The 25,223-nt window shown below is 48.0% G+C and carries 20 protein-coding genes; 11 read left to right on the top strand and 9 right to left on the bottom strand.

The window, feature by feature from the left end; genetic code table 11:
- Positions 1 to 85 precede the first annotated feature (85 nt).
- The 6 genes from OXN25_12730 (at position 86) to OXN25_12705 (ending at position 9,902) form a co-directional block, all read left to right on the top strand.
- Positions 86 to 445, top strand: a complete 360-nt coding sequence (locus tag OXN25_12730; protein ID MDE0425722.1) for a four helix bundle protein — start codon at positions 86 to 88, stop codon at positions 443 to 445.
- A 660-nt stretch (positions 446 to 1,105) separates the two neighbouring features.
- A complete protein-coding gene (locus tag OXN25_12725) occupies positions 1,106 to 1,762 on the top strand; it encodes an Ig-like domain-containing protein (GenBank protein ID MDE0425721.1) in 657 nt (218 codons plus the stop codon).
- A 251-nt stretch (positions 1,763 to 2,013) separates the two neighbouring features.
- On the top strand, positions 2,014 to 2,598 hold the full coding sequence (locus OXN25_12720) for a sigma-70 family RNA polymerase sigma factor (protein MDE0425720.1): 585 nt from the start codon (positions 2,014 to 2,016) through the stop codon (positions 2,596 to 2,598).
- Between the two features lie 79 nt (positions 2,599 to 2,677).
- Complete coding sequence (locus OXN25_12715; protein MDE0425719.1) at positions 2,678 to 3,673, top strand: zf-HC2 domain-containing protein; 996 nt, start codon at positions 2,678 to 2,680, stop codon at positions 3,671 to 3,673.
- A 186-nt stretch (positions 3,674 to 3,859) separates the two neighbouring features.
- Positions 3,860 to 8,566 (top strand): tetratricopeptide repeat protein, encoded by a 4,707-nt coding sequence (locus OXN25_12710; protein MDE0425718.1) that lies wholly within the window; start codon positions 3,860 to 3,862, stop codon positions 8,564 to 8,566.
- A 160-nt stretch (positions 8,567 to 8,726) separates the two neighbouring features.
- Positions 8,727 to 9,902, top strand: coding sequence for an alanine--glyoxylate aminotransferase family protein (locus OXN25_12705; protein ID MDE0425717.1), 1,176 nt, complete (start codon positions 8,727 to 8,729; stop codon positions 9,900 to 9,902).
- Between the two features lie 207 nt (positions 9,903 to 10,109).
- Here OXN25_12705 and guaA read toward each other — a convergent pair whose 3' ends face one another.
- The 9 genes from guaA to OXN25_12660 form a co-directional block, all read right to left on the bottom strand.
- Positions 10,110 to 11,681 carry a glutamine-hydrolyzing GMP synthase gene (guaA, locus tag OXN25_12700; GenBank protein ID MDE0425716.1) on the bottom strand — a complete coding sequence of 524 codons (1,572 nt, stop codon included), beginning with the start codon at positions 11,679 to 11,681 and terminating at the stop codon, positions 10,110 to 10,112.
- Positions 11,682 to 11,709: 28 nt separating this feature from the next.
- Entirely contained in the window at positions 11,710 to 11,997 is a 288-nt protein-coding gene (locus OXN25_12695) for a hypothetical protein (GenBank protein MDE0425715.1), read from the bottom strand.
- 6 nt (positions 11,998 to 12,003) lie between these two features.
- The gene (locus OXN25_12690) at positions 12,004 to 13,656 is read right to left on the bottom strand and encodes an OmpA family protein (GenBank protein ID MDE0425714.1); all 1,653 of its coding nucleotides are present in this window, start codon (positions 13,654 to 13,656) and stop codon (positions 12,004 to 12,006) included.
- Positions 13,653 to 14,060, bottom strand: coding sequence for a DUF4398 domain-containing protein (locus OXN25_12685; protein MDE0425713.1), 408 nt, complete (start codon positions 14,058 to 14,060; stop codon positions 13,653 to 13,655). The genes OXN25_12690 and OXN25_12685 overlap by 4 nt, the downstream gene beginning before the upstream one ends.
- Positions 14,061 to 14,344: 284 nt before the next feature.
- Positions 14,345 to 14,611, bottom strand: a complete 267-nt coding sequence (gene rpmA / locus OXN25_12680; protein ID MDE0425712.1) for a 50S ribosomal protein L27 — start codon at positions 14,609 to 14,611, stop codon at positions 14,345 to 14,347.
- Positions 14,601 to 14,939 carry a 50S ribosomal protein L21 gene (gene rplU, locus OXN25_12675; protein ID MDE0425711.1) on the bottom strand — a complete coding sequence of 113 codons (339 nt, stop codon included), beginning with the start codon at positions 14,937 to 14,939 and terminating at the stop codon, positions 14,601 to 14,603. The genes rpmA and rplU overlap by 11 nt, the downstream gene beginning before the upstream one ends.
- Before the next feature lie 172 nt (positions 14,940 to 15,111).
- Complete coding sequence (locus OXN25_12670) at positions 15,112 to 16,680, bottom strand: Rne/Rng family ribonuclease (protein ID MDE0425710.1); 1,569 nt, start codon at positions 16,678 to 16,680, stop codon at positions 15,112 to 15,114.
- Positions 16,681 to 16,726: 46 nt separating this feature from the next.
- The gene (locus OXN25_12665) at positions 16,727 to 18,295 is read right to left on the bottom strand and encodes a bifunctional response regulator/alkaline phosphatase family protein (GenBank protein ID MDE0425709.1); all 1,569 of its coding nucleotides are present in this window, start codon (positions 18,293 to 18,295) and stop codon (positions 16,727 to 16,729) included.
- A 113-nt stretch (positions 18,296 to 18,408) separates the two neighbouring features.
- Positions 18,409 to 19,899: a HAMP domain-containing sensor histidine kinase gene (locus OXN25_12660; protein ID MDE0425708.1), complete on the bottom strand. Its 1,491-nt coding sequence runs from the start codon at positions 19,897 to 19,899 to the stop codon at positions 18,409 to 18,411.
- 372 nt (positions 19,900 to 20,271) lie between these two features.
- Between OXN25_12660 and OXN25_12655 the strand changes: the two genes are divergently transcribed.
- The 5 genes from OXN25_12655 to OXN25_12635 all read left to right on the top strand — a co-directional run bounded on the left by OXN25_12655 (position 20,272) and on the right by OXN25_12635 (position 25,118).
- Positions 20,272 to 20,994, top strand: coding sequence for an HAD family hydrolase (locus OXN25_12655; GenBank protein MDE0425707.1), 723 nt, complete (start codon positions 20,272 to 20,274; stop codon positions 20,992 to 20,994).
- Positions 20,995 to 21,021: 27 nt separating this feature from the next.
- Entirely contained in the window at positions 21,022 to 21,927 is a 906-nt protein-coding gene (locus tag OXN25_12650; GenBank protein MDE0425706.1) for a TIGR01777 family oxidoreductase, read from the top strand.
- Positions 21,928 to 21,955: 28 nt separating this feature from the next.
- Positions 21,956 to 23,293, top strand: a complete 1,338-nt coding sequence (locus tag OXN25_12645; GenBank protein ID MDE0425705.1) for a PLP-dependent aminotransferase family protein — start codon at positions 21,956 to 21,958, stop codon at positions 23,291 to 23,293.
- 204 nt (positions 23,294 to 23,497) lie between these two features.
- Positions 23,498 to 23,923, top strand: a complete 426-nt coding sequence (locus OXN25_12640; protein MDE0425704.1) for a hypothetical protein — start codon at positions 23,498 to 23,500, stop codon at positions 23,921 to 23,923.
- A gap of 19 nt (positions 23,924 to 23,942) precedes the next feature.
- Positions 23,943 to 25,118 carry a hypothetical protein gene (locus OXN25_12635; protein ID MDE0425703.1) on the top strand — a complete coding sequence of 392 codons (1,176 nt, stop codon included), beginning with the start codon at positions 23,943 to 23,945 and terminating at the stop codon, positions 25,116 to 25,118.
- Positions 25,119 to 25,223 lie beyond the last annotated feature (105 nt).

Raw genomic sequence — 25,223 nt, 5'->3', positions numbered from 1 at the left:
ATTAGCAATTAGCAATTAGCAATTAGCAATTAGCAATTAGCAATTAGCAATTAGCAATTAGCCAATCACCATTTAAGGAGTAGATATGCGAGATTTTAGAAATTTGCAAATATGGAGCAGATCTCATGGATTAACTTTGCGAATATACGAGTTAGCACTCCAATTTCCTCGCGAAGAGATGTATGGACTGACAAGCCAAATCCGACGTGCTTGTGCTTCAATCCCAACAAACATCGCCGAAGGCTGCGGAAGAGAAACTCCAGCAGACTTCGCGCGCTTCCTTCAGATAGCAGTAGGTTCGGCAAGTGAAACAGAATATCTCATCTTGCTTGCGCGTGACCTCAAATACCTTAATGACAATCAATACCTTGAACTCATGGACGAAATCGTCAGCATAAAGAAAATGCTAATCGCTTTCTCGAAAAATATCAGAACCAGCCACTAACCGCTATTCGCTATCTGCTATTCGCTATCTGCTATTCGCTATCTGCTATCTGCTATTCGCTATCTGCTATTCGCTATTCGCCATTAAAAAACTTGCATTTTTTTTTTCTTTATAGTATACTTATATATCGAACAATGTCCTTAAATTCGATTCCGTATAGCGACGTGTATCATTTTTTTTCTTGACAACGTTTAAATTTATGGTAAATTTACCAAAAATAAGTTTTTTTCTTGACAAAAGAAAGCAACTTTTGTATAATTTCCAAAAAACCGGTATTTTTACCTTTACAGAGTTTACAATTTTTGTTAAACTCTAAGGTACTCGTTTAGATATTGACTTTCGGGCGAAGTGTACGGCATTCCAATGGTATTTCGGTCAATAACAAGCCGTTCTCGCGAAATTCTATTCTCAACGTGTCGGTTCGTTCTTTGCGGTTTTCGCAGGGAACAACAACGAAATAGCCCTACGTTACTCGACTTAACGAGAATACAACCGTAGGCTTCCAACATCACTGTTGAATTGTACAATCAACAACGATACCGAAGCTAACTTTCCCTCGGGTGCATTCTTGCAAACATATAGGGGAAGCACCGAAAGTTTTTAGCACACCCGATTTCAACGGGTGTATTTTGATAACTTAAATTTAAGGAGTTAACTCTAATGACAAAATTGTTTAGAACCTTCGCATTATTATTGGCGGCTTTGCTGACTGTTTCTATGCTCGCCGGCTGTGGTGGCGATGACGACGATGGCGGCGACGAAGCCGCACCAGCCAACTTCGTCAGTGCAGCACCGCCAAGTGGTTCAGAGATTGCCGCTAATGCAAGCATTACCCTGACCTTTGACAACGCACCCGCCGATGTTACATCGAGTGCCGGTGTCGCTACAGCTGCTGGTAAAAATGTGACTGTCGCCGGTCCCTTCACCCCAGGTCCTTTGAGTCTGACGATTACCTGGGCAGACGGCACCCAGACACTCACCTACACTGTTACCGCGCCTGACACAACCGCACCGACTGTTACGGGTGGAACTGTCAGCGACGGTGACAAAGATGTCGATCCCGAAGCGATCAACAGCGATGCTAAGATCGAAATCACTTTCAGTGAAGAAGTAACTGGAAACATTGCCCTTCAAACCGAAGCCGGTGATGATGTCGGTTGGCTCGGATCCGTCGATGGTACCACAGGTACACTCGAACTCGTCAAAGGTAAAGAGATTGGCAACGAAACCACCTACGTTATCGCAGGTAAAGTCTCTGATGCCGCAGGCAATTCGCTTGACGTTAGCGTCACCTTTGTAACCAAGGGTAAAGAGTAAATTTGCGGCTATTTCGACACTAAGGGCAGCGTATTTTCGGATACGTTGCCTTTTTTTGTGATTGGCTATTGGCTGCCAACAACCATTTTTTTAATGACACAATTTCTGCATTAATGCTATAATCAATGGCAGATGGCTGTTAGCGGTTAGCCATTAGCCATAAACCATCAGCCATTAGCCAAAAATTTTTTGAACGGTTTTTCAAAAGGCGTTGTCTAATCCTATTGAGAACACTTAAGGAGAAAAGTTCGGTGGAAAGAACTGAAGCCTTGCTCATAGCCGACCTATGCAAAGGCGATGAGACTGCGTTAGCACCTCTCATAGAAAAGTACAAACGCATAGTGTATCGACTCGCAATGCAGATTACCAAAAATCACGCAGATGCCGAGGATGTCATGCAAGAAACTTTTCTGAAGGTCTATCGCGGAATTCACACTTTCCGGAAGGATGCTGCTTTTGAAACGTGGGTCTACCGGATCACTGTGAACGAAGCACTCAATTTCGTCAAACGCAAGGAACGCCGACAGGAACGCTCCATTGAGACGATAGCAGAGGCGGAATTTGAGGCGGAGCTGCGGTATCGCGCAACCCATGCAAACGACCCGCACACACACGCCGAAAAATCCGAACTCCGACGCTACGTCACTGAAGCCGTCAACAGCCTGTCCCTGAAACACCGCACCGTCGTCATCCTTCATGAATTTGAAGGATTGACACACGCCGAGATCGCTTCAATTCTTAACTGCTCCGAAGGAACAGTCCGTTCCCGCTTGCACTACGCACGCAAAAAACTCCGAACTTTGCTCAAACCCTATGTAGATGCCGGTGCAATTTAGCTGCCAGCTTAAATGATTATCGCCGGTAACGATCTATCGTTCTAAGCGCGTGAAAGCCGCAATGTCGTGGAGAATACCCATGAGCTTCAAGTGCCAGAAAACACAACGCCTTTTATCAGACTACATCGATGCAACACTCTCCGAACGTCAGATGAGAGATGTCGCTGAACATCTTGATACCTGTCGGACCTGTAAACGAGAAGCTATCGACCTGAAAAAGACGTGTCATCTCCTCGAAAATTTCTACGTTGAACCCGAAGCGTCCGATGCCTATTATACAGCGTTCACAAAAACGCTTCGGCAACGCATCGAACAAAATGCGCCTACCGCACTCCACCAACGCGTCTACGAGACCAGCACCCGGCTGATTTGGCAGCTTACGGCGCGAGTCCGCCGATACATCGACCGCTGCCTCCCGACCGGACACATCTCTGTCCGACAAAAGATGCTGCCTTATTACACGCTCGTCGCAGCGATGATGGCACTTCTTGTCGCACCTTTCGCCTTAAAACTCGGCACGTCCGGTAACAACAGTGAACATCCACTGCAACGTTTATATACGGTGGCAAAAGCACAACTGTTTTCCACGTCAACATCCGTTTCGCGGCAGCCCGTTGCGACACTTGCCATTCAGCAGGACACGGCTGCAGCGCAACCCGCTGAGATACGGCGAAACGTCAGTAGAAACCGAACAACTGAAACACCGATGGTGGATTCCAACTCGGATGTCTGGCAATTTACCGATGAACCGATGGCAGAAGGTTATATCCTAACAACACTTCGTAAAAACAATAAACGGACACCTCCGAGCGTCGCCTTGGATATCGATTCAGAACTGCTAACCTACGCAGAACTGCCGAGCCAAGCGGCATCGCGGGAATATCCGACAGCACGAGAGGTTCTCACTGATGGGAGGTATACCTTCCTGCTACTACAAGGTATCCGTTCAGGACAGCAGGCACTTCAACAATATCAACGCAAATGGAGCCAAATCGACGGGTTCTCCAGGAAATTGTTGGATGTACCGCTCGAAACCCTCTCTATTACAGAAGTTTACGATTCAATAGAATTATAGTAGATAGTATTGTACCGCAAACTGTATGAAGATTAAGAATTTAAATCGGTAAATCTTCCGGATGCCCCAACTTGTTGGGGACGTGCCCCAGGGAAATACTCCCGAACAAGTTCGGGCATCCCAGATTATTTAACCTAATCTCGTAATCCTGCTTTACAGCAGGCAACGTAAACAAGGAGAACACGAATGAACCCGAGGATTTTGGGAATTATCGGCGGTCTCGCCTTGATAATCGCACTCCTCTCCCCTCTAATGATGGGGAGCTCCAAAAAGGTCGAGCAGCTTTACCAATCCGCTGAAGATTTACGCGGACAAGCTGACTACGAAGGTGCGATTGAAAAGTATGCCGAGGCACTCGTCGAATCAACAAAACGAGGTGTGAAAACCGAAGTTATTGACAAGGACTTCACAACCCTCGCTAACTATAAGATCGCTGTGAGTTATTCGAGACTCGCCGAACAGTCGGGCGATGTCAACTACTATGACAGCGCGATTGAGTACATCGAAAAGGTCGCCCCCACTGCAACAATCCCTAAACACCAAGAGGGATTAACCTATCTCTGGGGACACATCCTTTACCGTACCGAGCAGTTTGAATTGGCAGAACCGAAGTTCATGCAGCTCATCGAGAACTTCCCGAACAGCCTCTTCGTTGAGAACGCATGGTATGCTATCGGGCAGCTGAACTTCAAATTACAGAACTATGAAGACTCCCGACAAGCCTTCAAAGCTGTTCTTGACGGTTTCCCGAATTCAGACTTCAAAGATGACGCACAACACCTCATCGCACAGTCATTCCTGAATGAGTCGAACTATGAGCAAGCCTATCAGGAATTCGACAAAATCGCGACGGAGGAATTCAAAAACTATCCCGACCTGCAAGCCGAAGCGATGTATAAAGCCGCTTATAGTTTGAATCAACTCGGTAGAGATGATGAAGCTATCGGTAGATACACCAACTTCATTACGCAGTTCCCGGAAAGCCAATACGTCACAGCAGCATACTTCGACCAAGGCGCAATTTACGCCCGTCAGAAGGACTATGACAACGCTCGCGTCAACTATGAGTTGGCACTCCAAAATACCGCCGACCGGATGCTACAGGCAGAAATCCAGTCCGCTATCGGACGTACATACTTCGATCAAGGCGACTATGAAAACGCTATCGTTTCATACACCACGCTTCTCGAAGAATACCCCGAAAGCGACTATATCGCCGAAGCAAAACTCGGTATCGCTGATAGCTACTTCCGCTTATCGAATTGGAGTCAAGCGACTGTGGCTTACGAACGCGTCATCAATGAACACCAAGAAGCCACCGACTTCGTTCCCTATTGCTCCTACCAGATTGCTGAGGCATATTACAAACTCGGCACTGAACAGAGAAATGCCGGGGATACCGAAGCCGGAATGGCGACGCTTGAACTCTCACTGCAGTGGTATCAGAAAACGATTGACAATTTCCCGCAAGATCCTGTCGCCCCTCACGCACTCTACGGTGCAATCTGGGCTTTGAACGATCTTGGTCGTAAAGAAGAGTTAGAAACCATGGCACGCGAGTTTATCGACAAGAATAAGAACGATAATGAGTTCGATATCCTTGCCGCTGAGGTTCAACTCCGATTTGCTGACATCAAACGGACAGAGTTCAAACAGTACGTTGAAGCCGCTGAAGAATACGCAAAACTCTGGGATTACCGTCCACTTCCGAAGTTCCATCTCGTCAAACTGATGGGTAAGTTCTTTGAAGGACGTTCCTATTACGAAGCCGCCAAACCTGAAGGCTATCAGGAAGGCGATGCAGGTGCTGACTTCAATACAGAATACCTCCAGAAGTCCGTCTCGGCATATCGAGAAGCGGTTGGCATGTTTAATGACGAAGCCTTCCTCCCTGGTGTTGCTGAGGAACGTTATGACGACTTCGGCGAGCGTGTCGCGCAAGTGGAAGCCTGTATCATGAACGAAGCCCTTTCACACGAAATGCTGGGTGACTGGGGACAGGCACGCGATCGCTATGCCTCTATTCCGGAAACCAGTGAATACTACGAACGCGCACTTCTCCTCGTCGCGAACAGCCACGTCAAGCAGGGCAATCAAGATGACGCAATTGACTATTACAATAGCATCTTGGATAAACTTGCCGATGCTGACAATAGGTCGTTGGCAGAGATCAAACTTGCTGACCTGCTCCGCGCAGAAAAGCGGTTTGAAGAAGCTGCTGTCCAATATCAAGCCGTCGTTGACGGGAACCCTTCGGGTGAATACGCAGACGATGCGCTCTATCTCGTGGGGCTTTGTTACTACCAAGCCGCCACTGATAACCCGGATCTCTTGGCTTCCTCTGAAGCCGCATTCCAACGTGTGCTTTCAGACTACGCCGATAGCCCGAACGCTGTTGAAGCCTATTACGGTCTGGCACTCGCCTATCGTGACGCGGCGCAAAAACAGAACGATACAGAAAAATGGGCACTCATCCTTCAGATCGCTGACGAAGCCAACAGCAAATATGCCGAAAGTGACAATGAGCTTGTTCTCAAGACACTTGGACATATCGATCTGATTAAAGCCACTGCTGTTGAAAGCAGTAGCGAAGAAGTTGATGTCGATGCGTTGGTAATGTCCCTGTCACGGATCGTGAACAACACTGGTGCACCTGAAGAGGCACGCAGTCGTTCGCAGCTGAAAATTGGACATACCTACTATTCTGCCAAACGTTATGATGAAGGATTGGCAGCATATCTCGACTTCGTCCAAAAGTTCCCGAACAGCGAATTGGCACCCAACGCACAGTATCAAGCGGCAGTCTGCCATTATCAAATTGCACAAGCCGCTACGGATGCTGGCAGCAAGCAGCTGAGCCTTCAGAATACTGTCGCCGCCGCTGAAAAAGTCGCAACCTTGACAGATGACGCTGACAACCTCATCAGTGCTAATTACACTGCAGGTTTGGCGAAACTCGGTCTCGAAGACAACAGAGGCGCAGCGGACGCATTCAAAGCCGTCACGGCATTAGAAGGACAGACGGAGGACGAAGCACGGAAGACTCTCATCTTCCAAGCACATTCACGTCTCGCTGAACTCAACGCCACGCTCGGCGACCACGCCGCCTCGGTGCAAGAGTATCAGTATATTATTGAAAACACGGAAGATCCGGATATGAAGGGACGCTCCTACTTCGCTATGGCATTCGCGCAAGACGAGCAACTCAAAACTTATTCGGAAGCCTTGATGAGCTACCAAAACGCCATTGAATTGGTCGAGGACCCGCTCGTCAAAGCGCAATCCTACTATCGCATAGGCTTGATTTATCAAGACCAACTCAAGCAGCTCGACAGAGCACTGGAAACCTTCCAGACTTTGATCGGTGAATACAGCGGTTCGGATAACGCGAACGTCGCCTCAATGGTTGCTGACGCTGGTATCCGTCGCTCCACCCTCTACGTCGAACTCGGTCGTTTAGATGAAGCCATTGCCGAAGCCGTTGAGGCACGCGACAGGACTATGGCGAATCCGCAGGCAACCGTGGCTGAGAAAGCCGCCGCACAATACAATATTGGATTCCTCTATTCCGACAAAGCGCGTTCCCTCTTCTCAACGGAAGCAGGGACAGACCTACAACCCTACATTGATGCAAGTCGACAAGCCGCCGGTTCCTTCTTTGAAGTGACATCCATCGCTGCACCGGTCGAAAAAGCGGACAAAGATACGGTCATCCCGTATGTTCAGAATTCGCTCTTCCAAGCCGGACAGATTTATTACTCTGTGGGTATCGGTGTGAAACTTCCACAAGACCTGACGAGTGCGCTTACACCGCTGACAACGTTCGTTGGCTACATTGATCAAGGGCTTTTCCCGGCATCCGATGGTCTCAGGAAGAACACAGAGACGGCACTGAATTACCTCGCCGCCTCCAACTTCGAGCTGGGTCGGATGCAGGTCGGTATTGACGGTGAAATGTCTGAAAAAGCGGTGAATTATTTCCTCGCCGCGGGTGATGTCTTCCGCGATATGGTCCGCCGGTATCCGAGCGCGAACGATGCCGCCTTCTGGCAGTATCACGTCGGTGAATCTTACTACGCTGCCCAACAATTCGAGAAAGCCATCGAAGAATACGAGAAAGTCCGCACTGTGAACAAGACGCACAAAAGCGCGGCGGAATCGTTGTATGCTATCTCGACCTGTGCGCAGCTCCTGAGTGAAGCCGCCGAAAAGGGTGGCGATGCCGAAGCGAGACAGCGCTGGTACGATCGACTCTTTGAGGCGAACGAAATCCTCGTCGCTGAGTATCCAAACAGTCAGTATACTGCTGACGCGCTCATTAACATCGGCAATAAGTACTACAACGCCGGTTCTGAGCAAGGTATTGAAGAAGCCGAACGTATTAGCTTCTATCAGATGGCGATCGAGAACTATCAGAAAGCAGTCGATACACCCGGCATCGGGAACGAATCAAAATCGACGGCACTCAATTATCTCAACGATACGGCAAACGCTTTGACCTTCTACGAGTATGAGGTCGCAACCGATCTCCTCAACGAAGCAAAACTCACAAGCGGTGACGAGCAGAAACCCGCTATCGAAGGGGCTATCGCTGCCTATAGTAAGATTATTGAGACCTACCCGACGACCAAGTACGCTGACCTTGGCCTCGTCCAGATTGGTGAAGCCTATATGGTATTAGCCGATAGTGACGATGTCTATTTCAACGATGCCTTGGATTACTTCAACCGGTTGTGGGCAAAATATGAGACGACCCCACCTGTCGACACAAAAGTCAATCAGGCACTCACCTACGCAATTAGCCAGATTCAAACGATTCAAAGCTACATGAGAGCGAATAATCTGCAGATTCGTGGTGAAGCTGCCGGTGGCGGCGGTGGTGGTGGTGAGTAATTCCCACACTCACTTACTTTTGCCTCGGTCGCCTGACCGAGGCTTTCCAATAGAGGGTGCCACACGGCATCCTCTATTTTTTGCCAACTCGCCTTAATCTCAATGTTCTCAAATTCCCAAAATCTGTGATTTAGGCAATATCTGAGGAGCCTATCAAAAAGTGTATGACGAATTAATAGCATCCCCGCGCGTGCTACTCGGTCCTGGACCCAGTGAAGCGAACGCGCGGGTACTTAAAGCAATGACGACCCCGATGTTGGGGTATTTAGACGCAGAATTTGTTAAAATAATGGATGACACCGTGGCACTGCTCCGCCGTGTCTTTGGAACCGAAAACAGCCTAACCTTACCGGTCTCTGGAACCGGGACTGCTGGAATGGAAGCCGCGCTCGCAAACCTCATTGAACCCGATGATTCAGTAGTTGTTGGGGTCTGTGGCTACTTCGGTGCCAGGATCGCCGACATCGCCGCACGGTGCGGCGCAAACGTGACAACCGTCGAAGCAGAATGGGGTAAACACATTCCCACCGAAAAGATCGCTAAAGCCGTTGCGAAGGTCTCAAACCCGAAACTGGTTGCACTCGTGCATGGCGAAACCTCCACCGGTATCCTTCAGCCACTAACAGAAGCCGTTGAGATCGCCCATGAAAATGGAGCCCTCTTTCTCGCCGACTGTGTAACTTCCCTCGGTGGACAACCCGTAGACCTCGACATACGCGGTATTGATGTCGCCTATAGCTGCACCCAAAAGTGTCTCGCCTGTCCTCCTGGACTTTCACCGATTAGTTTCAGCGAACGCGCCGTGGAAGTCATTCGGAACCGTAAGACCCCCATCCAGAGTTTTTATCTCGACATGACATTGCTCGAAAATTATTGGCACGCCAAAAAACGCGGCTATCATCACACAGTCTCAATGTCGCTTATCTACGCTTTACGGGAAGGATTACGTGTCATATTAGAAGAGGGTTTAGCAGCTCGCTATGAACGGCATGAACGCAATGCACTCGCACTTCTGGCGGGGGCTGAAGCGATTGGGTTGCAACCCGCCGCTGAGGAAGGTTACCGCGCACCAATGCTAACAACATTACGTATTCCTGACGGTATTGACGATGCAACTATTCGGGGACGGCTCATTACAGACTACGGCATAGAGATCGGGGGTGGTCTCGGAATCTTCGCCGGAAAGGCGTGGAGAGTTGGACTCATGGGCGACTCATCTAACGAGCGGAACGTCATGTTGTTCCTCAATGCCTTGGAGAAATTGCTAATTGAGTTCGGACATAGTGTGAAACTCGGCACTGCCGTTCAAGCCGCCGCACAGGCTTATAGCGATTAGGGCACTGCGCTTTCAGCAATCAGGGCGCTGCGCTTTCAGTATTGTCCCGCAAGTCCACACGCGACTTGCGTAGCAGTCAGTTAAGCCATCTGGCAGTGGTTTCCGATGTTTGCTACTTCCACAAAATCTCTTGGCTGACGACTGAGAGTGGAGCGCAGCGGAACGCCCTGATCGCTGAAAGTGGAGCGCAGCGGAACGCCCTGACGGCTATTCCCACTCAATCGTACTCGGTGGCTTTGAACTAATATCGTAAACGACACGGTTGATGCCTTGTACCTCGTTAATAATACGGTTCGAGATTCTGGCGAGTACATCAGCCGGGATGCGCGCCCAATCCGCTGTCATCGCATCGCTGCTCGTGACAGCCCGCAATGCCACAGCATTCTCGTAGGTCCGCGCGTCTCCCATAACGCCAACACTTTTGACCGGTAGCAGCACCGCCAACGCCTGCCAAATTTCGTCGTACAAGCCTGCTGCTTTAATTTCGGAGATAAAAATAGCATCCGCTGCGCGGAGGACCTCCAACCGATCACAGGTAACCTCACCCAGAATTCGCACAGCGAGTCCAGGACCCGGAAACGGGTGTCGCCCCAAGACATCTGCCGGTACATTCAGTTCCGCACCGACAGCGCGCACCTCATCCTTAAAGAGTTCCCGAAAAGGTTCAAGCAATTCAAACGGCATATCCGTCGGCAATCCACCAACATTGTGATGCGTTTTAATCGTAGCAGACGGACCCTTCACCGAAACGCTTTCTATGACATCTGGGTAGAGCGTGCCTTGTGCGAGGAATCGGAAATCATGCGCCATTTCGAGGACCGCTGATCTGAAGGTCTCAATAAACTGTGCCCCAATCACCTTTCGTTTCTTTTCAGGATCCGTGACCCCCACCAAAGCACTCAGAAACGGATCCACTGCGTCAACAGCAATAAGCGGAATACCAAGTCCTTCACACGTCGCAACAACTTCCGCCACTTCGTTCTTGCGCAGCAGTCCATTGTCCACGAAGACAGGCACGAGTGCATCTCCTATCGCCTTATGGAGAAGCGTTGCAAGCACCATAGAATCAACCCCGCCACTCACAGCACATAGAACGCGTTCATCTCCGACCTGTTTCTGAATTTGTGCCGTTGCGCGGGCAATAAAAGCGCGCATTGTCCATGCGCTGTGACATCCACAGATTTTCCGTGTAAAGTTCTGTAAAATCCTGTCAGCATCCTGCGTATGTTCAACTTCAGGGTGGAATTGTAAACCGTAAAAGGCGCGATCAGAATCCACCATAGCAGCAATTGGCGCATTTTCCGTTTCTCCAATCGTCCGGAATCCAATTGGCGGCGTTCCAATCCGATCTCCGTGGCTCATCCACGCAGAAAATTCGGCAGAAAGACCGTCGAATAGCGGTTCCGATGCGTCAAGAATCCGAAGTGGCGCGTGTCCATATTCTCGTTCGGTCGCGGGTTGAACCTCTCCACCTGTCAGAAGTGCCGCCATGAGCTGCATACCGTAGCAGATACCCAATATCGGAACGCCTAACGCAAAGAGTTTGGCATCGATTTTCGGAGCCTCGGCTTCGTAGACACTCGCCGGACCGCCACTGAGGATAATCCCTTTTGGCGCGATCGCCTTAATTTCCGAGAGCCGTAGGGTGCACGGATGAATTTCGCAGTAGACGTTCTGTTCGCGAATACGGCGAGCAATTAACTGCGTGTACTGCGAACCGAAGTCCAAAATAAGGATGGTCTCTTGCTGTTCTAATGCTATGTTATTTGTGTGACTCATATTTTTTATGGCTTATAGGCTACAATAGTTAATCCGTCCGAACCGGTTCGCGGTCAACAATATCACCTGTTTCCGGCTCAAAGATTACACCGTAATGCCCCGGCGGCGCGAAATCGACATCGCTCCACATCGCCAACCCCGTGTTCGCATCTTGTAGATAGTAACATCCATGATATGGATGCTCTGGTCTATCAATTTGCCTCACATGGTAGCAGTGGTTGTGAAACTGAATTGTACGCCCATAAATGATGATATACCTGTCGCCAAACAGGTTGAGCGCAATCTGATGGATGACATAAGGTTGGTTATGTGGCACAAGTCCTCAGTTTGTTGTGACGATCATATCAATTCTGAGATTCTGTTCCTCTTTGCCCACACCATCTGTAGCAATAGGCTTGGTTTCACCCAAACCGGCGGCAGTCAGGCGTTTGACATCAAGGTTGCCCCGATCAACGAAATAATTTTTCACCGTATCGGCGCGTGCCATACTTAACTTTCGATTCACACTCGCATTCCCCAAGGAACTTGTATGCGCTTCGATTCGGACCGGATAGTCGCGAAAAGGAGACCTCTGCAAGATTTCCGCAAGTAGCGCAAACGTAGGCAGAAAATCCTCTTGGAGGTGGGCACTCCCAAAAGCAAACGCATCCCCTTGAATACGGATGAGTACACTATTCTGCTGTTCGATGACCTCGGAAACCTTAGTAATTCCGCGTGCCGCCTCCACCAAGTCCGACTTGACAGAGGTCACCTGTTGTGTACTGGCGATAGCACGGTCCAAGTAACCGTTGCCTTCCGATGCCGTTTCGATCGCTGTCTGATATTCTTTAGTCGCCAATGCCGATTTTGCCGCTGCGTAAGCAGATTTTGCCAGTCCATAGAGTTTCGCTTCTAATCGCGGCACCTCTGTGTTCTCCTGAGCTGCAATCTTCTCGCCCAGCGTACGGACGGCTCGTTCAGCTTTGGCTATTATCAGATTCAATTCATCCTGTGCGCGCTTTCTGAATTCCACTACCTCCACAGTTGCGACCATCTCATCTGCTATCCGTTGCGCGTGTTGGGCAAATTGATCGGCTTGTTCATAGCGACCCTCTGTCAACGCCTGCGTGGCGCGTTCCAGTTGCGCAGTCGTCTCTTCAAGTTGCTGTGGCGCATGTTGAGCGGCATTAAGAAGTTGCGCCCGCGCAATGATTACTTCAACCTTCGCAACTGAAATCCACGCGCGGGTCTTCGCTTCTGTCTCCCGTTTGCGCCTCTGTTTCGCCAACGCGTAAAGGCTATTTACCGTCGTTTGCGCCTTAGCAAGAGCGTCCTCTGCTTCGGTAAAATCTCCGCGTTCAATGAGGTTAACTATCGAGGCAAGTGCCAACTGGGCTCTTTCATAATCCGCAGTTGTTTCAATCACTGGATAGAAATATAGCGCAGCATTGGTCAGAGACTCTAAATTTGTGAGGGGTAAACGGAGTTCTGCCTGACGCAATGCGGTTTTTAAATCAGCGATTTCGGTCGAAAGTCGTTCCGTGACCTGCTGTTCTTTACCGTGTGAACTCACAGCGCGGGCAAGCTGCTTTTCGGTAATCACCTGCCGGATGCGCGCGATTTCACGTTCATGCTCCTGTGCCTTTATAATTCGCTGATATACCTGTTCACGTATCTCAATAACCTGTTGCCGTGCCCGATGCTGTCTCGCCTTCGCGATAGCAACCTGCGCCACCAATTCCGCCTGATACGCAAACTCAGCACTTTGCGGAATATCGCCTTTTTCTTGGGAGTCGCGTGCGAAACTCAGGAGTTTTACCGCTCTCCCATATTCCTCTGGAACCAGAGGTTCAGCTTCCAATTCGGCTGCGTTCTGAATCGCCTGCTGTGCGTCTTGGAGTTGCGTCGTTAGCATAACCTCATCAATTTCAGGGACAGTGCACCCAAAAACAACAAGGTATAGCAGCAAAAGTAGACATCCGTAGAATTTCATCATAATTTCTCCAACGCCTCAAGTTCCGCTTTTATAGCCTCAAGCCTCTGAAGTGCCTCAGCGACGCGCTGTTCACTAACTGCCAGTTGTTCTTGTGCGTCTCCAACACGCGCCTCTTCGCGAGCAGCAATAGCCGTTTCCGTTGCGATACGGGCATGGAGGTATGCGCGTAGTGCCAATCGATACGCCTGCTCAGCGTCTCCCGCATTCATAGCGTTTCCAGCACTTGTCAGCATTTCTTCAGCAGTCCGGAGGGATGTCCCCGCGGACGTCTCCGCCCCCATCGCGTTGGCAGACGTGAGTGCGATTTGAGCGTTTTCCATAGTCTCCACAGCGAGCTGCTGTACCTGACCACCGCAGCCGGTGAACATCGCCAGAATAAAAAGGCAAACCGTCAATTTTACCATGAATCTATTGTCCTTGTTCCGTAAATAGATAGGGATTAGCCGTCAGGTCGTTCCGCTGCGCTTCACTTTCAGCCATCAGGTCGCTACGCTTTCAGGTGGTCTATGGAAACCAATAATCAACTGCTAATTGCCAATAGTCAACTGCTGACCGCTGAAAGGTTTGCGTAGCAAACCGCCCTGACCGCTGATCGCTATTTAGCAAAAAAGCCCCGCTCAGGTGGTGCGTCAATGCACCTCCCTCAGGCGAGGCTGTTCGTCGTTTGTTCCTGATGCCGGAATATTCGCTAAAATTCAGGACGTTCTGTATAGACACTCACCTTCCGGCGATATTTGTCTTTCCGTTCGAACCATACATATCCATCAATCTTTGAATAGAGCGTATAATCTCTTCCAACACCGACGTTATTGCCGGCGTGAATGTGGGTTCCACGCTGTCGGGCGAGGATGCTCCCTGCAGTGACGTAATTGCCAGAAAACCTTTTGACACCCAGCCGTTTCCCGATACTATCCCGTCCGTTGCGAGTGCTTCCGCCACCTTTTTTATGTGCCATCGGAATCTCCCTCCACCGCGCCAATTGCGGTAATTTTCACGCGTGTAAATGATTGCCGGTGCCCTAACTTCCGTTTATATCCTTTACGCCGTTTCGACTTGAACACAATTATCTTTTTCGCGCGTGCTTGTTGAATCACTTCACCTGTAACTGCGGTATTCTCAAGATACGGCAAACCGGTTTGTAAGTTGCCGTCATCATCAGAAACAGCCAAGACAGATGGAAACGTGACACTGGCACCGACATCAACATTCAGTTTTTCAACATCAATAAGGCTTCCAATTTCGACCCGATGCTGTTTCCCGCCGCTTGCAAAGACTGCATACATTTTTCTATATCACTCCTTTCTGTTTAAAATTATACCCTAAAAACGTGCCGTTGTCAATTCAGATTTTCCGCAAACGTAGGAAATTGGGGTTAGAAACCCTTTCTACAGAAGAATTGAATGCCCCGTTCCTGAAACGCTGACACGGTTCAACCGACACGTTACAGGGTTAGCGTTAATCCAGAAATAGTTCTTTACCCTTGCCCACAAAGATTCGGTAATCTTCGAGGTGGAGGTCAGCATCAGATTCAAGGGTCAGGTTTAATTTCAAGGTGCGTCTGAGTTCCCGCAATTTATTCGCCATTTCGGACTTGATGTGCGAAACGACATAATCATTAGCCATAACGCGTAACTCGGACTGCCGCGTTTGGTGATGCGCTAACTTTATTGCCCGGAGCAGCTGGATAACAACAGTTTCAATTGACAACACCGTGCCGTGCCCATCACAATACGGACAATCTTCCATCAATAAGGTGGCAAGACTCGGTCTCGTGCGTTGGCGGGTCATCTCAACGAGCCCTAAATCCGAGAAGTGCAAGATATTCGTTCGGGCACGATCTTTCCGCAGTGCCTCTTGTAGCAACTTAAAGACCTGCTTTCGGTGTGATGCCTCTTCCATATCAATGAAATCGACAACAATAATCCCTCCTAAATCTCGCAATTGAATTTGGCGGACAACTTCCTCGACAGCCTCAAGATTGGCACTGAGAATCGTGTTATCTGGATCCGACTTCCCAACGAACCTACCCGTGTTGACATCAATCGAGACCATCGCTTCGGTCTGTTGAATGATGATGTGTCCACCACACTTGAGCCAAATCTTCTCACTGAGTGCGTCTTTAAGCGCGCGTTCTACGCCATAGGCATCAAAGAGCGTTGTAGTATCCTCATAGAGCGATACCCTCGGTTCCAAGTCAGGCATAACGGAAGAGACGTAATTCATCACCTGTTTGTAGCCCGTTTTTGAATCAATAAGGAGCTGCTTGACCTCCTTAGTGAGCATATCGCGAACAATTCTATTCGTGAAACTCAGATCTTCGCTGATGAGGTTGGGTGCGGATTTTCGTTTGGCACGGTCACAAGTCTGTTTCCATTGACTAATAAGGTATCGGATTTCAGCTGCGAATTCGTCTTCGCTCAAGCCTTCAGCGGCAGTGCGTATGATAAAACCGCCTTCAACATCGGCTTTAATCGTCTTCGCCATATCCCGTAGCCGATCACGTTCAGCCGGTGACTCAATTCGGCGGGACACGCCAATATTTGAGGAATTCGGCATGTAAACGACATACCGTCCTGGAAGCGTGATGTTACTTGTGACGCGCGCCCCTTTTGTGCCGATAGGTTCTTTACCGACTTGGACAAGAAGCTCCTGCTTCTTAGAGATGAGATCACTTATCAAAAACGGGAACCCACGTCCACCACGAGATTGATTCGGCTGCTTCGCCTTCAAATCAACAACAACAGTGTTCCTGGCGGACCTTCCATTCCCATTTTCGATCTCACCTTCACTGACGCTCTCGTATTTCAGATCAGAAATATGCAGGAAGGCATGTCTATCCAACCCAATATCAACGAAGGCTACCTGCATGCCCGGTAAGACATTTTCAACCCGTCCTTTGTAAAGATTTCCCAATGTTTGCGTCGCAGCTTTCCGTTCAATATAAATCTCCGTCACCACCCCCTCTTCAAGCACCGCACAGCGCGTTTCATACTCATCATCAGAAATAAGTATCTCCTTTTCCATTGTTACCTCCTATCGTACCTGTTTCTAAGAGGCACCGCGCTGCGTCCTACAGTCGCGGTGTTAGCGTCACAACAGGCGTTATTAATTCACCCATCGAAATACCGCCGTGCTGGAATCCTCCTTGAAACTGCCTTTTATACTTATAAAAATCGTTCGGATAGACGAAATAGTAATCGTCTTTTGCGAGAATATAGTCCTTGCTTGCAGTCTCGGCAGGTAGCCGATAATCCTGTGGATTGCGGAGATAGACCGCATTGCCTTCTTCGCACCCTAAGTTTGCCCCGATTTTAAACCGTAGACTGGTCGTCGTCTCGCGATTTCCAAAAGCAGGTGTCGCGCGATTGCAGAAGACCGAACCGTGATCGCTTGTGAGGACGACAGTAGCACCTTGTGCCGCAATGATACGCAAAATGTCAAAAAGCACTGAATGCGAAAACCATGAGTGGGCTAAGGTACGGAACGCTGCCTCGTCAGGGGCAAGCTGCTGCAGGACATCCGATTGTGAACGTTGATGTGTTAAAATATCAATGAAGTTGATAACCAAAGCGGAAAGACTGGTGCGCTTGGTCGCCGCAACCCGTTTCTTATAGGTATTCCCACCGCGAGCATCAAAAATTTTGAAGTATTGGAGCCCCGGTTTCAGCCGAACACCTCTACGCTTGAGATGCGCTTCAAGGAGCTGCCGCTCATAGCGATTCGTGCTCGTGCTTCCATCAGACTCCTCCTGCCAATACTGCGGATAACGTTCTGCGATCTCTACGGGGAACAATCCACTGAACAAGGCGTTACGCGAATACATCGTCGCACTCGGTAGAATCGAAAAACTATATTGGCGATCAATGGAGAAATATGGGTACAGAAGGGGTTCTACCGCTAACCAATGATCTAAGCGGAAGCAATCAACAACAATAAAATAGACGGATTTTCCGTCTTGGAGTTTGGGTATAACGTACCGGTCTAAGACATCTACTGAAAGGGGTGGAGCATCCGAGCTGCCTGTGACCCAGTCGCGATAATGTGCCTCAACGAAATCGGAAAATTCAGTATTGCACTCCTTTTTTTGTGCAAGGTGAGTCTCCTTCAGCCCGCCTTCAGCCAGTCGCTCAGAAACCAAATCCCATTGCAACAGCTTCACATAGATGTCGATCCAATCTTGCCAGGTGGGTGCTGAGTCCTTCAACATGCGTATCGTATTGAAGTCGGCGGTATATTGACTGGGAATTTGATTGACGACTATTTGTGGTTGATCGAGGATGCGTTTTAACGTTGAAGCAATCTGAGCTACGCCAATCGGTTTCACCAAAAAGTCGGTTACCTGTTTTCCGAGAGCTACTTCGACAAATTGCTCGTCACTGGATTGCGTAACAAGGACGACTGGTATTTGCGCGTCAATGGTGCGGATAGCCTCAAGGGTCGCCATCCCATCTTTACCGGGCATGACCTGGTCAAGGAGGATCGCATTGTACTGTGCATCCCCATTCTTTAAGAGCGCGATACCGTCTTCTCCGTTCGTAACGGGCGTGACAGCATAACCCCGTTCGCGTAGCACATGAATATGCGGTTGCAACGCTTCTATTTCATCATCAATCCATAAGATTTGGTGCGTTTGTGACATACTCAAGTTTATATAACTTACCCAGTCGCAGCACATCGCCAAATTTTCCCTTAGCGAGAGTCAAGTAGCTGCGGGATATTCCCCGCTCGCTGAAAATGCCAGTAAAACTGGTTCTATGCGACGGGTAACCGAATTTCAAAAGTCGTTCCTTCAGAACTCGTCTTAACAATACGAATGCTTCCGTGATGATATTCACGGATAATGCGTTGGACAACTGTCAATCCGAGTCCCCATCCGTGTGCCTTCGTAGACATCCCGGGTTCAAAGATTTTTCGCTGATTTTCGCGGGCGATGCCGCTTCCATTGTCGGCGTACCGTATGACAATATCGCCAGCGCGCTTATCGTGCGTCGCTTCAATCTCAATCCATCCATCCACTTTGTCCATGGCATCCAATGAGTTACGAATCAGATTTTCAAACACCCAGTGTAACAACAGCGCATTTGCGAGGATGGTCGGTATTTTGTGTGGTATCAGTCGAATTCCAACACGTCGACTAATATGCGGTAGCCGTTTCTCAAAGTAGAGTCGAACTTCTTGAAAAATGTCATCCAAATGAACTTCAGTTTGAGGCGGTTGGGTGCCAATCATACCGAAGCGTGCGGTCGTTTTCTGCAATCGCTCCAGGTCGTTTTGCATACTTGTAGCAAGTTCAACGAGTGTCGGATCGGCTGTCTCCTTGCTCCGTTCATGTAAGAGCTCCGTCCACGCCAACAACGACGAAATCGGCGTTCCGAGTTGATGTGCAGTCTCCTTAGCCAAGCCCCCCCAAATTGCCGAGTGTTCATAAGACCTTATTCGTTGATAAACGAGGAAACAGACGACCCCGAAGGCTAACAGGATAATTGGGACGATGAAGGGTACTATTAACCCATAGTATGGCTTACTCTCATAATAGAAGTAGCCGGTATGCCATTCAGGTGTCGTTTCAATCACAGAAGACGCCTGTGCGTTCTGAACGAAGATCTCCGCGCGTTCGCGTTCCTGCACAGTCGCTTTATCAACCGTAATCACATCACCCCATATCTGCCATTTCTGTGGGACACCGGTGGTATCGGTTATGACAAACGGTAGGTGCGTCATTTCACTGGGTGCGGCATCGCCATAATAAATATACCCTTTTAACTGCCTATCTTCAAGAAGCATCGGTATTTCACGCGGCGCATTTTTTTTCCGCATCCGTGCTAATGTCGACCGCAACAAGACACTTTCGTCTTCTGTTAACGAAATCCCTTGATTTTGGTTGACATGTATATCCAAATTGTCAATCTTGGCATCTAATTTTAAGTCAACACCTCGCGTGATTAAAACGTTCCCTTGTGTATCCGTGATAATAAACGAAAATGCGCGTGCCCGCCCTCCGGCAAACGACTTCTTGACAATCTCTATTAATTTTAATTGAAACTCCCGGTCCTCAACACTGGGGAGTTCCGCTGCCAGATCAGCAAAAATGTCTATCTGGGCATCTATATCGGCGTTTAACTCTGAGATTTGCCGGTTGTAGTAGACAAATCCAAAGACCAGCATGCTGAGTCCAACAATGAAATAGACGAATATGAGTCGGGTGGTTGTATACCCTGGAATAATTCGACGCTTCAGTCGCACTTTCGTATTCCTCCGTACACATCGGACACAACATATCAATATATTAATGGTATCACTTTTAAGAGGAAATTGCAAGCCTATTTTGACGATCACACGTTTTTGTGCCAAAATTCTATTGCGTAACTTCAAGGGACGAGGCACTTCGTTGCTTGTTGATACCTCTTTTGTCTACACTATTTTGTGCCGACAAAACGACATATCAATTGACTTTTTTCAACAAATACCGTAAAATAAAATTAAGGTTATAGGATCCCAGTCCTCTTTTCATTTGTGTGAGAGGGTATTTATGGTAGGACACAGAAACATTATTCATGCAATTCTGCGAACAGTGAAAACTGAAAAATAAAAACGATTTAAGAACGGAAAAATTCAATGCTCAAAGCGATTACATTTGATTTTTGGCAGACGCTTTATGCGGACTCCGAAGAAAACTGGCGAAAACGCCAAGCGATCCGTACGAAAAAGTGCCACGCGTACTTGGACAGTTGTGGTTATACCTGTGAGTTAGATGATGTTAGTTTCGGACTTGACGAGGCATACAATGTAGTATCAACCCTCTGGTATCAACATCGAGGCGTATCCGTAAAACAATGTATGCTGCGGTTCGCGGAGGTACTAGAGCTTCAACTCGAAGAAGCAGACCTGGATCAACTGGTTGCGTGTCTGGGTGCTGCTTTCTTAGAGACACCACCGATTCTGATAGCAAACGTCAAACCTGTTGTTTCGCGATTGAGCGAAAACTACCCTCTCGGAATTATCTCAGATTCAGCACTCACACCCGGCAGTTTCGCGCGGCAATTAATGGACCGTGACGGTATTCTACAATTCTTTTCGGCATTCACATTCTCTGACGAAACCGAATACACAAAACCCGAAGTCCCCCAGTTCCACTCAACTTTAGCACAACTCAACGCCGAACCAGCAGAAGCCGTGCACATCGGTGACATCTTCCGAACAGATATCGTCGGTGCGAAAAACGCGGGTATGAAGGCAATCCGCTTTACAGGCTTCAATAAATCAGAAACAAATGACACACTCAGCGATGCAGTTGTTGACGACTATCAACAACTGGAAACTGTTATCGCTGAACTTTGAAATTTAAAAAACACAATGGAGAAAAAAATGGCAAATGTATTGGTCAGTGGTGGTACTGGTTTTATTGGCAGTCGAGTCTGTGATGCCCTCCACCAAAAAGGCGATGCAGTCTATGTCCTATCACGTGATCCAGCACGCGCCCAAAGTAAATTAGATTCAGCAAAAGCAGTCTATGGCTGGAATCCAGAGACCGAAAAACTACCCATAGAAGCCACATCAGATATCAACGCTGTCATCCACCTGGCAGGTGAAACCATTGCCGGTAGATGGAATGCTGAAAAGAAACGGAAAATTCGGGACAGTCGGATTCTTTCGACCCAGAACCTCGTTGCCTCTCTCAGCGATGCCGATACTAAGCCCGAAACACTCGTATGTGCATCCGCAATTGGATATTACGGTGGTAGCGACGAAAGTCTTACAGAGTCATCACCTGCTGGCACGGACTTCCTCGCCGAGGTCTGTGCAGAATGGGAAGCAGAGGCACAGAAAGCGAGTGAGTTCGGTATTCGGGTTGTTTTGGTACGCATCGGGCTTGTACTTGGGTTAGGCGGTGGGCTCCTCCAACAGGTACTTCCACCTTTCAAGATAGGCATCGGCGGTATACTCGGCAACGGTAGGCAGTGGATGTCATGGGTACATATTGACGATGTCGTCGGTATTCTGCTTCACGCATTGGAGAGCAGTCAGATTCACGGTGCCTTGAATGCTACCGCGCCGACCCCTGTTCGGAACGTAGAATTCACGAAAACACTCGGTGCGGTGCTACGGCGACCCACAATGTTTCCGGTTCCCGCTTTTGGATTAAAACTCATGATGGGTGAATTTGCGGACTTTATTGTGTTGAGCCAGAACGTTATCCCTGAGAGAACCGAGGCGAGCGGTTACGAATTTTACTATCGGACGCTTGAGTCTGCCCTCAACGCCCTGCTATAAGCCAGCACCCTCAACAAAATAGATAGATATGAAGATTCGCGATGTTTTGCTTTCGACGTATGGAAAAGCGTCAAGTGTCCCTTCCGCAGTTAATCAATTGATGACCGACTTCGCCATCGGTTTTCGAGATGAATATGACATCAACCTCGGCGTGGGATATGTCAACGAACAGACCATTCCACATCAACAGATTCAACTCGCCTGCGAAAAAGTTCTTGCCGACCCTAAAAAATATCGCGCTGCCCTCAATTACGGCGGCTCGCAGGGATCGTCCAACCTAATCAGATCACTCAAGAGATTCCATATTGAAAACCGAATTGGTGGTATAACTGAAGAGACTTTCGATAGCCGAGACATCGCTATCGGCGCGAACGGCGCGACGAGTCTATTGGAAAGCATCACACACCTTCTCCCCGATGGCATTGTACTTACCGCAGACCCGATGTACTACATCTACTGTAATGACTTAGAGCGGAAAGGTTTCAACATCATAGCCGTCCCCGAAGACAACGAAGGTCTCGACACCACACGTCTGAAGGCAAAATTAGCAGCACTCGGCAATCAGAAACAGGCACTCCGATTTTTCTATATCGTGACCGTTAACAACCCGACCTGCACGATTCTCTCCAATACCCGTAAGAGGGAATTGGTGGATATTGTTACGCAGCTCTCTTATGAAATCGGCAGGAAAATCCCCATCTTTTTTGACAATGCCTACAGTGATCTCGTACATGACAGTACCATTGAACCTTTGGCATCCGCGCTCTGCTACGATGAACTCGGTATTGTTTATGAGATCGGTACGTTGTCAAAAATTCTCGCCCCCGGATTACGTATCGGTTATCTCATCGGACCTAAGGGAGCCTTCCTAAATAGTATTATCCAACGCACCAGTGACATCGGCTTCAGCGCACCGTTAATCAATCAGGAAATCGCAAGTTACCTACTCGATCACGGCATTGAAGCGCAGATCGAGAAAGTTAACAAAGGATACCACCGTAAAGCGGAAGCAGTCAAAAACTGGATAACGGGATTACTGGGTGACGGTGTTGAGGCATGTCGGGGTGGGAGTGCCGGATTCTACTACTACCTAACGCTGAAACAGATGAGAACTGATGCGACCTCCGACTTTTTCAGATTTTTGACGCGGACGACTGGAAAAGAGAGTGTTGATGGACCGTCAGATGCTCAGCACCCGAAAGTAATTTATATCCCCGGTGAACACTGCGTCCACTCGAAAGGCGAGATGGTTGAGATTGGGAAGCGACAGTTCCGTATATCTTATGGGTTTGAGGAACTGCCCCAGATTCACACCGCCTTGAAACTCATGAAATCCGCGATAGGTTATTGTGAGAAAAAAATATAATTCCGGTGAGCGGGTCCAGAATTCACAGATTTTCGGACCTGTAGAAAAGAATTGACTTTTTTCAAAAAACAATATATCCTATAGCTAATTCATGGAACAAGTACATTTTTTAGGATTTACAAATATATTTACTTAACTTATATATGTATGTTATAATGTCCGTAGTGTTAAAAATACAAAACGCGGCACTCGGTAATCAATAGCATGCGAAATGAAAGGAATGCCGAGTTGCAATGGCCAGACTTTTATCCAGAAAATTGTCCTCCTGCGGAAGCTAAACCGGCCTCCGGAACAGTTTACCGACTTGTAAAGCATAATCCACCACAAGCAGAAGATTTCCTATCTACTTGGGAAGAATTCCCAGGTAGATTTCCAGAACCGAACGTTAGGATTAGTGGGGCCTCCGTTTATACTGATCCGGAAGATATTCCTCGACTCTTTAAGCGACTCAAAAACAGAATAGGGCACTTAAGAAACAGGGAAATAGCTAAAGGTGAACTCAATCCGACGCTTGGTGTGATGCAACATACACCATCATTTGAAAAATCTCATTATACATGGTGGATACCTATTGGAACAGAACCTTGGCTTGTTTTTCAAGTAATAAGGAAAGAAGAAAACAGAAGGTAATACAAAAAGGGTATATAAGATGCTTGATATACTCGATATTCCAGAATTAGGCAAAGTCGAGATTGTAGAAGTATACGAATACTACGATCAACCTGTTCTTTACTCCTGCAAAAATGCCTCGGGGCATTTCTATCTTGTTGTGGCTGCTGCTGAAGATGCCCAATTTTTAACTTGGCTTTGTGTCGCTGTCTCCATTGAACGGCTTAACCTTATCCGATCCGGCAAAATTGACCTTCACGATGCATTCGCCGACTCTGAAAACCCATACACAATTCAAGTAAGGGTTCCATACGCGGAACATGCTTCAGTCCAGAAAGACTTTATCCAATCAAATCAGATACCTGAAGAGATGCTGCCACTGTCTGGTGAATGCCTTGATATTGAAACCGAAATACTTCCAGCATTAAGCGATGCGGAAGAAATGGCAAAATCCAGAAGGCAAGAAATTCTAAATCTAAATTTAAATCTCGCTGCAGGTTCTAAAACACAAGCACCTATAGTCTTCATAAGCAATATTTTCGGAAAACTCCAAAGTGTAATTAATACAATTGGAATGATCTGCTTTAACGCATCTCAGGTCACTGAAGGAATCAGAAACAGCGTGCAAATGTCACTTTTACAAGTTAGTCCTGGATCATTCAATATTCACCTTGCTTCTCCAGAGATTACTCAACTTGACCTGTTTGACAATTCTGATTGTGGAGAGGCAATAGAAAAGTTTTTTGAACTCCTCAATGCTAAAAACAATCCAGAAAAACTTAAAAAACTTTTAGGACAACTTAAATTAAGAGTAACTAAGGACTACACCAATTTCCTCAAATCACTTAGTGAATCCGTAATAGATACCAAATTCACATGGAGATCACCAAATCCAGAGCGCGGTGGAACAGCCTACTTATCCAACTCTCAAATGGAAGCGGTAATTGAAATTCTTGAAAAATTTCAAGAAGAAGCACCTTCAAGGCTTATTATCACCGGCACTTTAATTGCCGCCTCCCTTAGAACCAATAGATTTGAAATAAAAACTGTAGAAAAAACGTATACTGGAGATATTGCAGACGAAGTCCTTGAAACTGCGGACAACATAACACTAAATCTAAAATACACAGCTGAGATTCAAGAAGTCACCGAACGAAGCGAGGCCACAGATGAACTCACTAAACCGAAATACTTACTCCTTAGTCTCAGTCGATAAATAATAAGAACACAGTCAACTACTCCGGCCTAAAGTCGGGACTTGCGCATAGCGTCGCTAAACGTTTCCTGCATAGAACAAAACAGTTTTCTATAGGCTTTGCAA

It is taken from the genome of Candidatus Poribacteria bacterium, from assembly GCA_028820845.1.
Lineage (GTDB): Bacteria > Poribacteria > WGA-4E > WGA-4E > WGA-3G > WGA-3G.
This window is presented reverse-complemented; position numbering and strand designations above follow the sequence as displayed.

Bases quoted from the DNA above. Each gene is read 5' to 3' on its own strand.
- OXN25_12730 (MDE0425722.1), top strand. From the start codon at position 86: ATGCGAGATTTTAGAAATTTGCAAATATGGAGCAGATCTCATGGATTA.
- OXN25_12725 (MDE0425721.1), top strand. From the start codon at position 1,106: ATGACAAAATTGTTTAGAACCTTCGCATTATTATTGGCGGCTTTGCTG.
- OXN25_12715 (MDE0425719.1), top strand. From the start codon at position 2,678: ATGAGCTTCAAGTGCCAGAAAACACAACGCCTTTTATCAGACTACATC.
- OXN25_12710 (MDE0425718.1), top strand. From the start codon at position 3,860: ATGAACCCGAGGATTTTGGGAATTATCGGCGGTCTCGCCTTGATAATC.
- guaA (MDE0425716.1), bottom strand. From the start codon at position 11,681: ATGAGTCACACAAATAACATAGCATTAGAACAGCAAGAGACCATCCTT.
- OXN25_12690 (MDE0425714.1), bottom strand. From the start codon at position 13,656: ATGATGAAATTCTACGGATGTCTACTTTTGCTGCTATACCTTGTTGTT.
- OXN25_12685 (MDE0425713.1), bottom strand. From the start codon at position 14,060: ATGGTAAAATTGACGGTTTGCCTTTTTATTCTGGCGATGTTCACCGGC.
- rpmA (MDE0425712.1), bottom strand. From the start codon at position 14,611: ATGGCACATAAAAAAGGTGGCGGAAGCACTCGCAACGGACGGGATAGT.
- rplU (MDE0425711.1), bottom strand. From the start codon at position 14,939: ATGTATGCAGTCTTTGCAAGCGGCGGGAAACAGCATCGGGTCGAAATT.
- OXN25_12670 (MDE0425710.1), bottom strand. From the start codon at position 16,680: ATGGAAAAGGAGATACTTATTTCTGATGATGAGTATGAAACGCGCTGT.
- OXN25_12665 (MDE0425709.1), bottom strand. From the start codon at position 18,295: ATGTCACAAACGCACCAAATCTTATGGATTGATGATGAAATAGAAGCG.
- OXN25_12655 (MDE0425707.1), top strand. From the start codon at position 20,272: ATGCTCAAAGCGATTACATTTGATTTTTGGCAGACGCTTTATGCGGAC.
- OXN25_12650 (MDE0425706.1), top strand. From the start codon at position 21,022: ATGGCAAATGTATTGGTCAGTGGTGGTACTGGTTTTATTGGCAGTCGA.
- OXN25_12645 (MDE0425705.1), top strand. From the start codon at position 21,956: ATGAAGATTCGCGATGTTTTGCTTTCGACGTATGGAAAAGCGTCAAGT.
- OXN25_12640 (MDE0425704.1), top strand. From the start codon at position 23,498: ATGCGAAATGAAAGGAATGCCGAGTTGCAATGGCCAGACTTTTATCCA.
- OXN25_12635 (MDE0425703.1), top strand. From the start codon at position 23,943: ATGCTTGATATACTCGATATTCCAGAATTAGGCAAAGTCGAGATTGTA.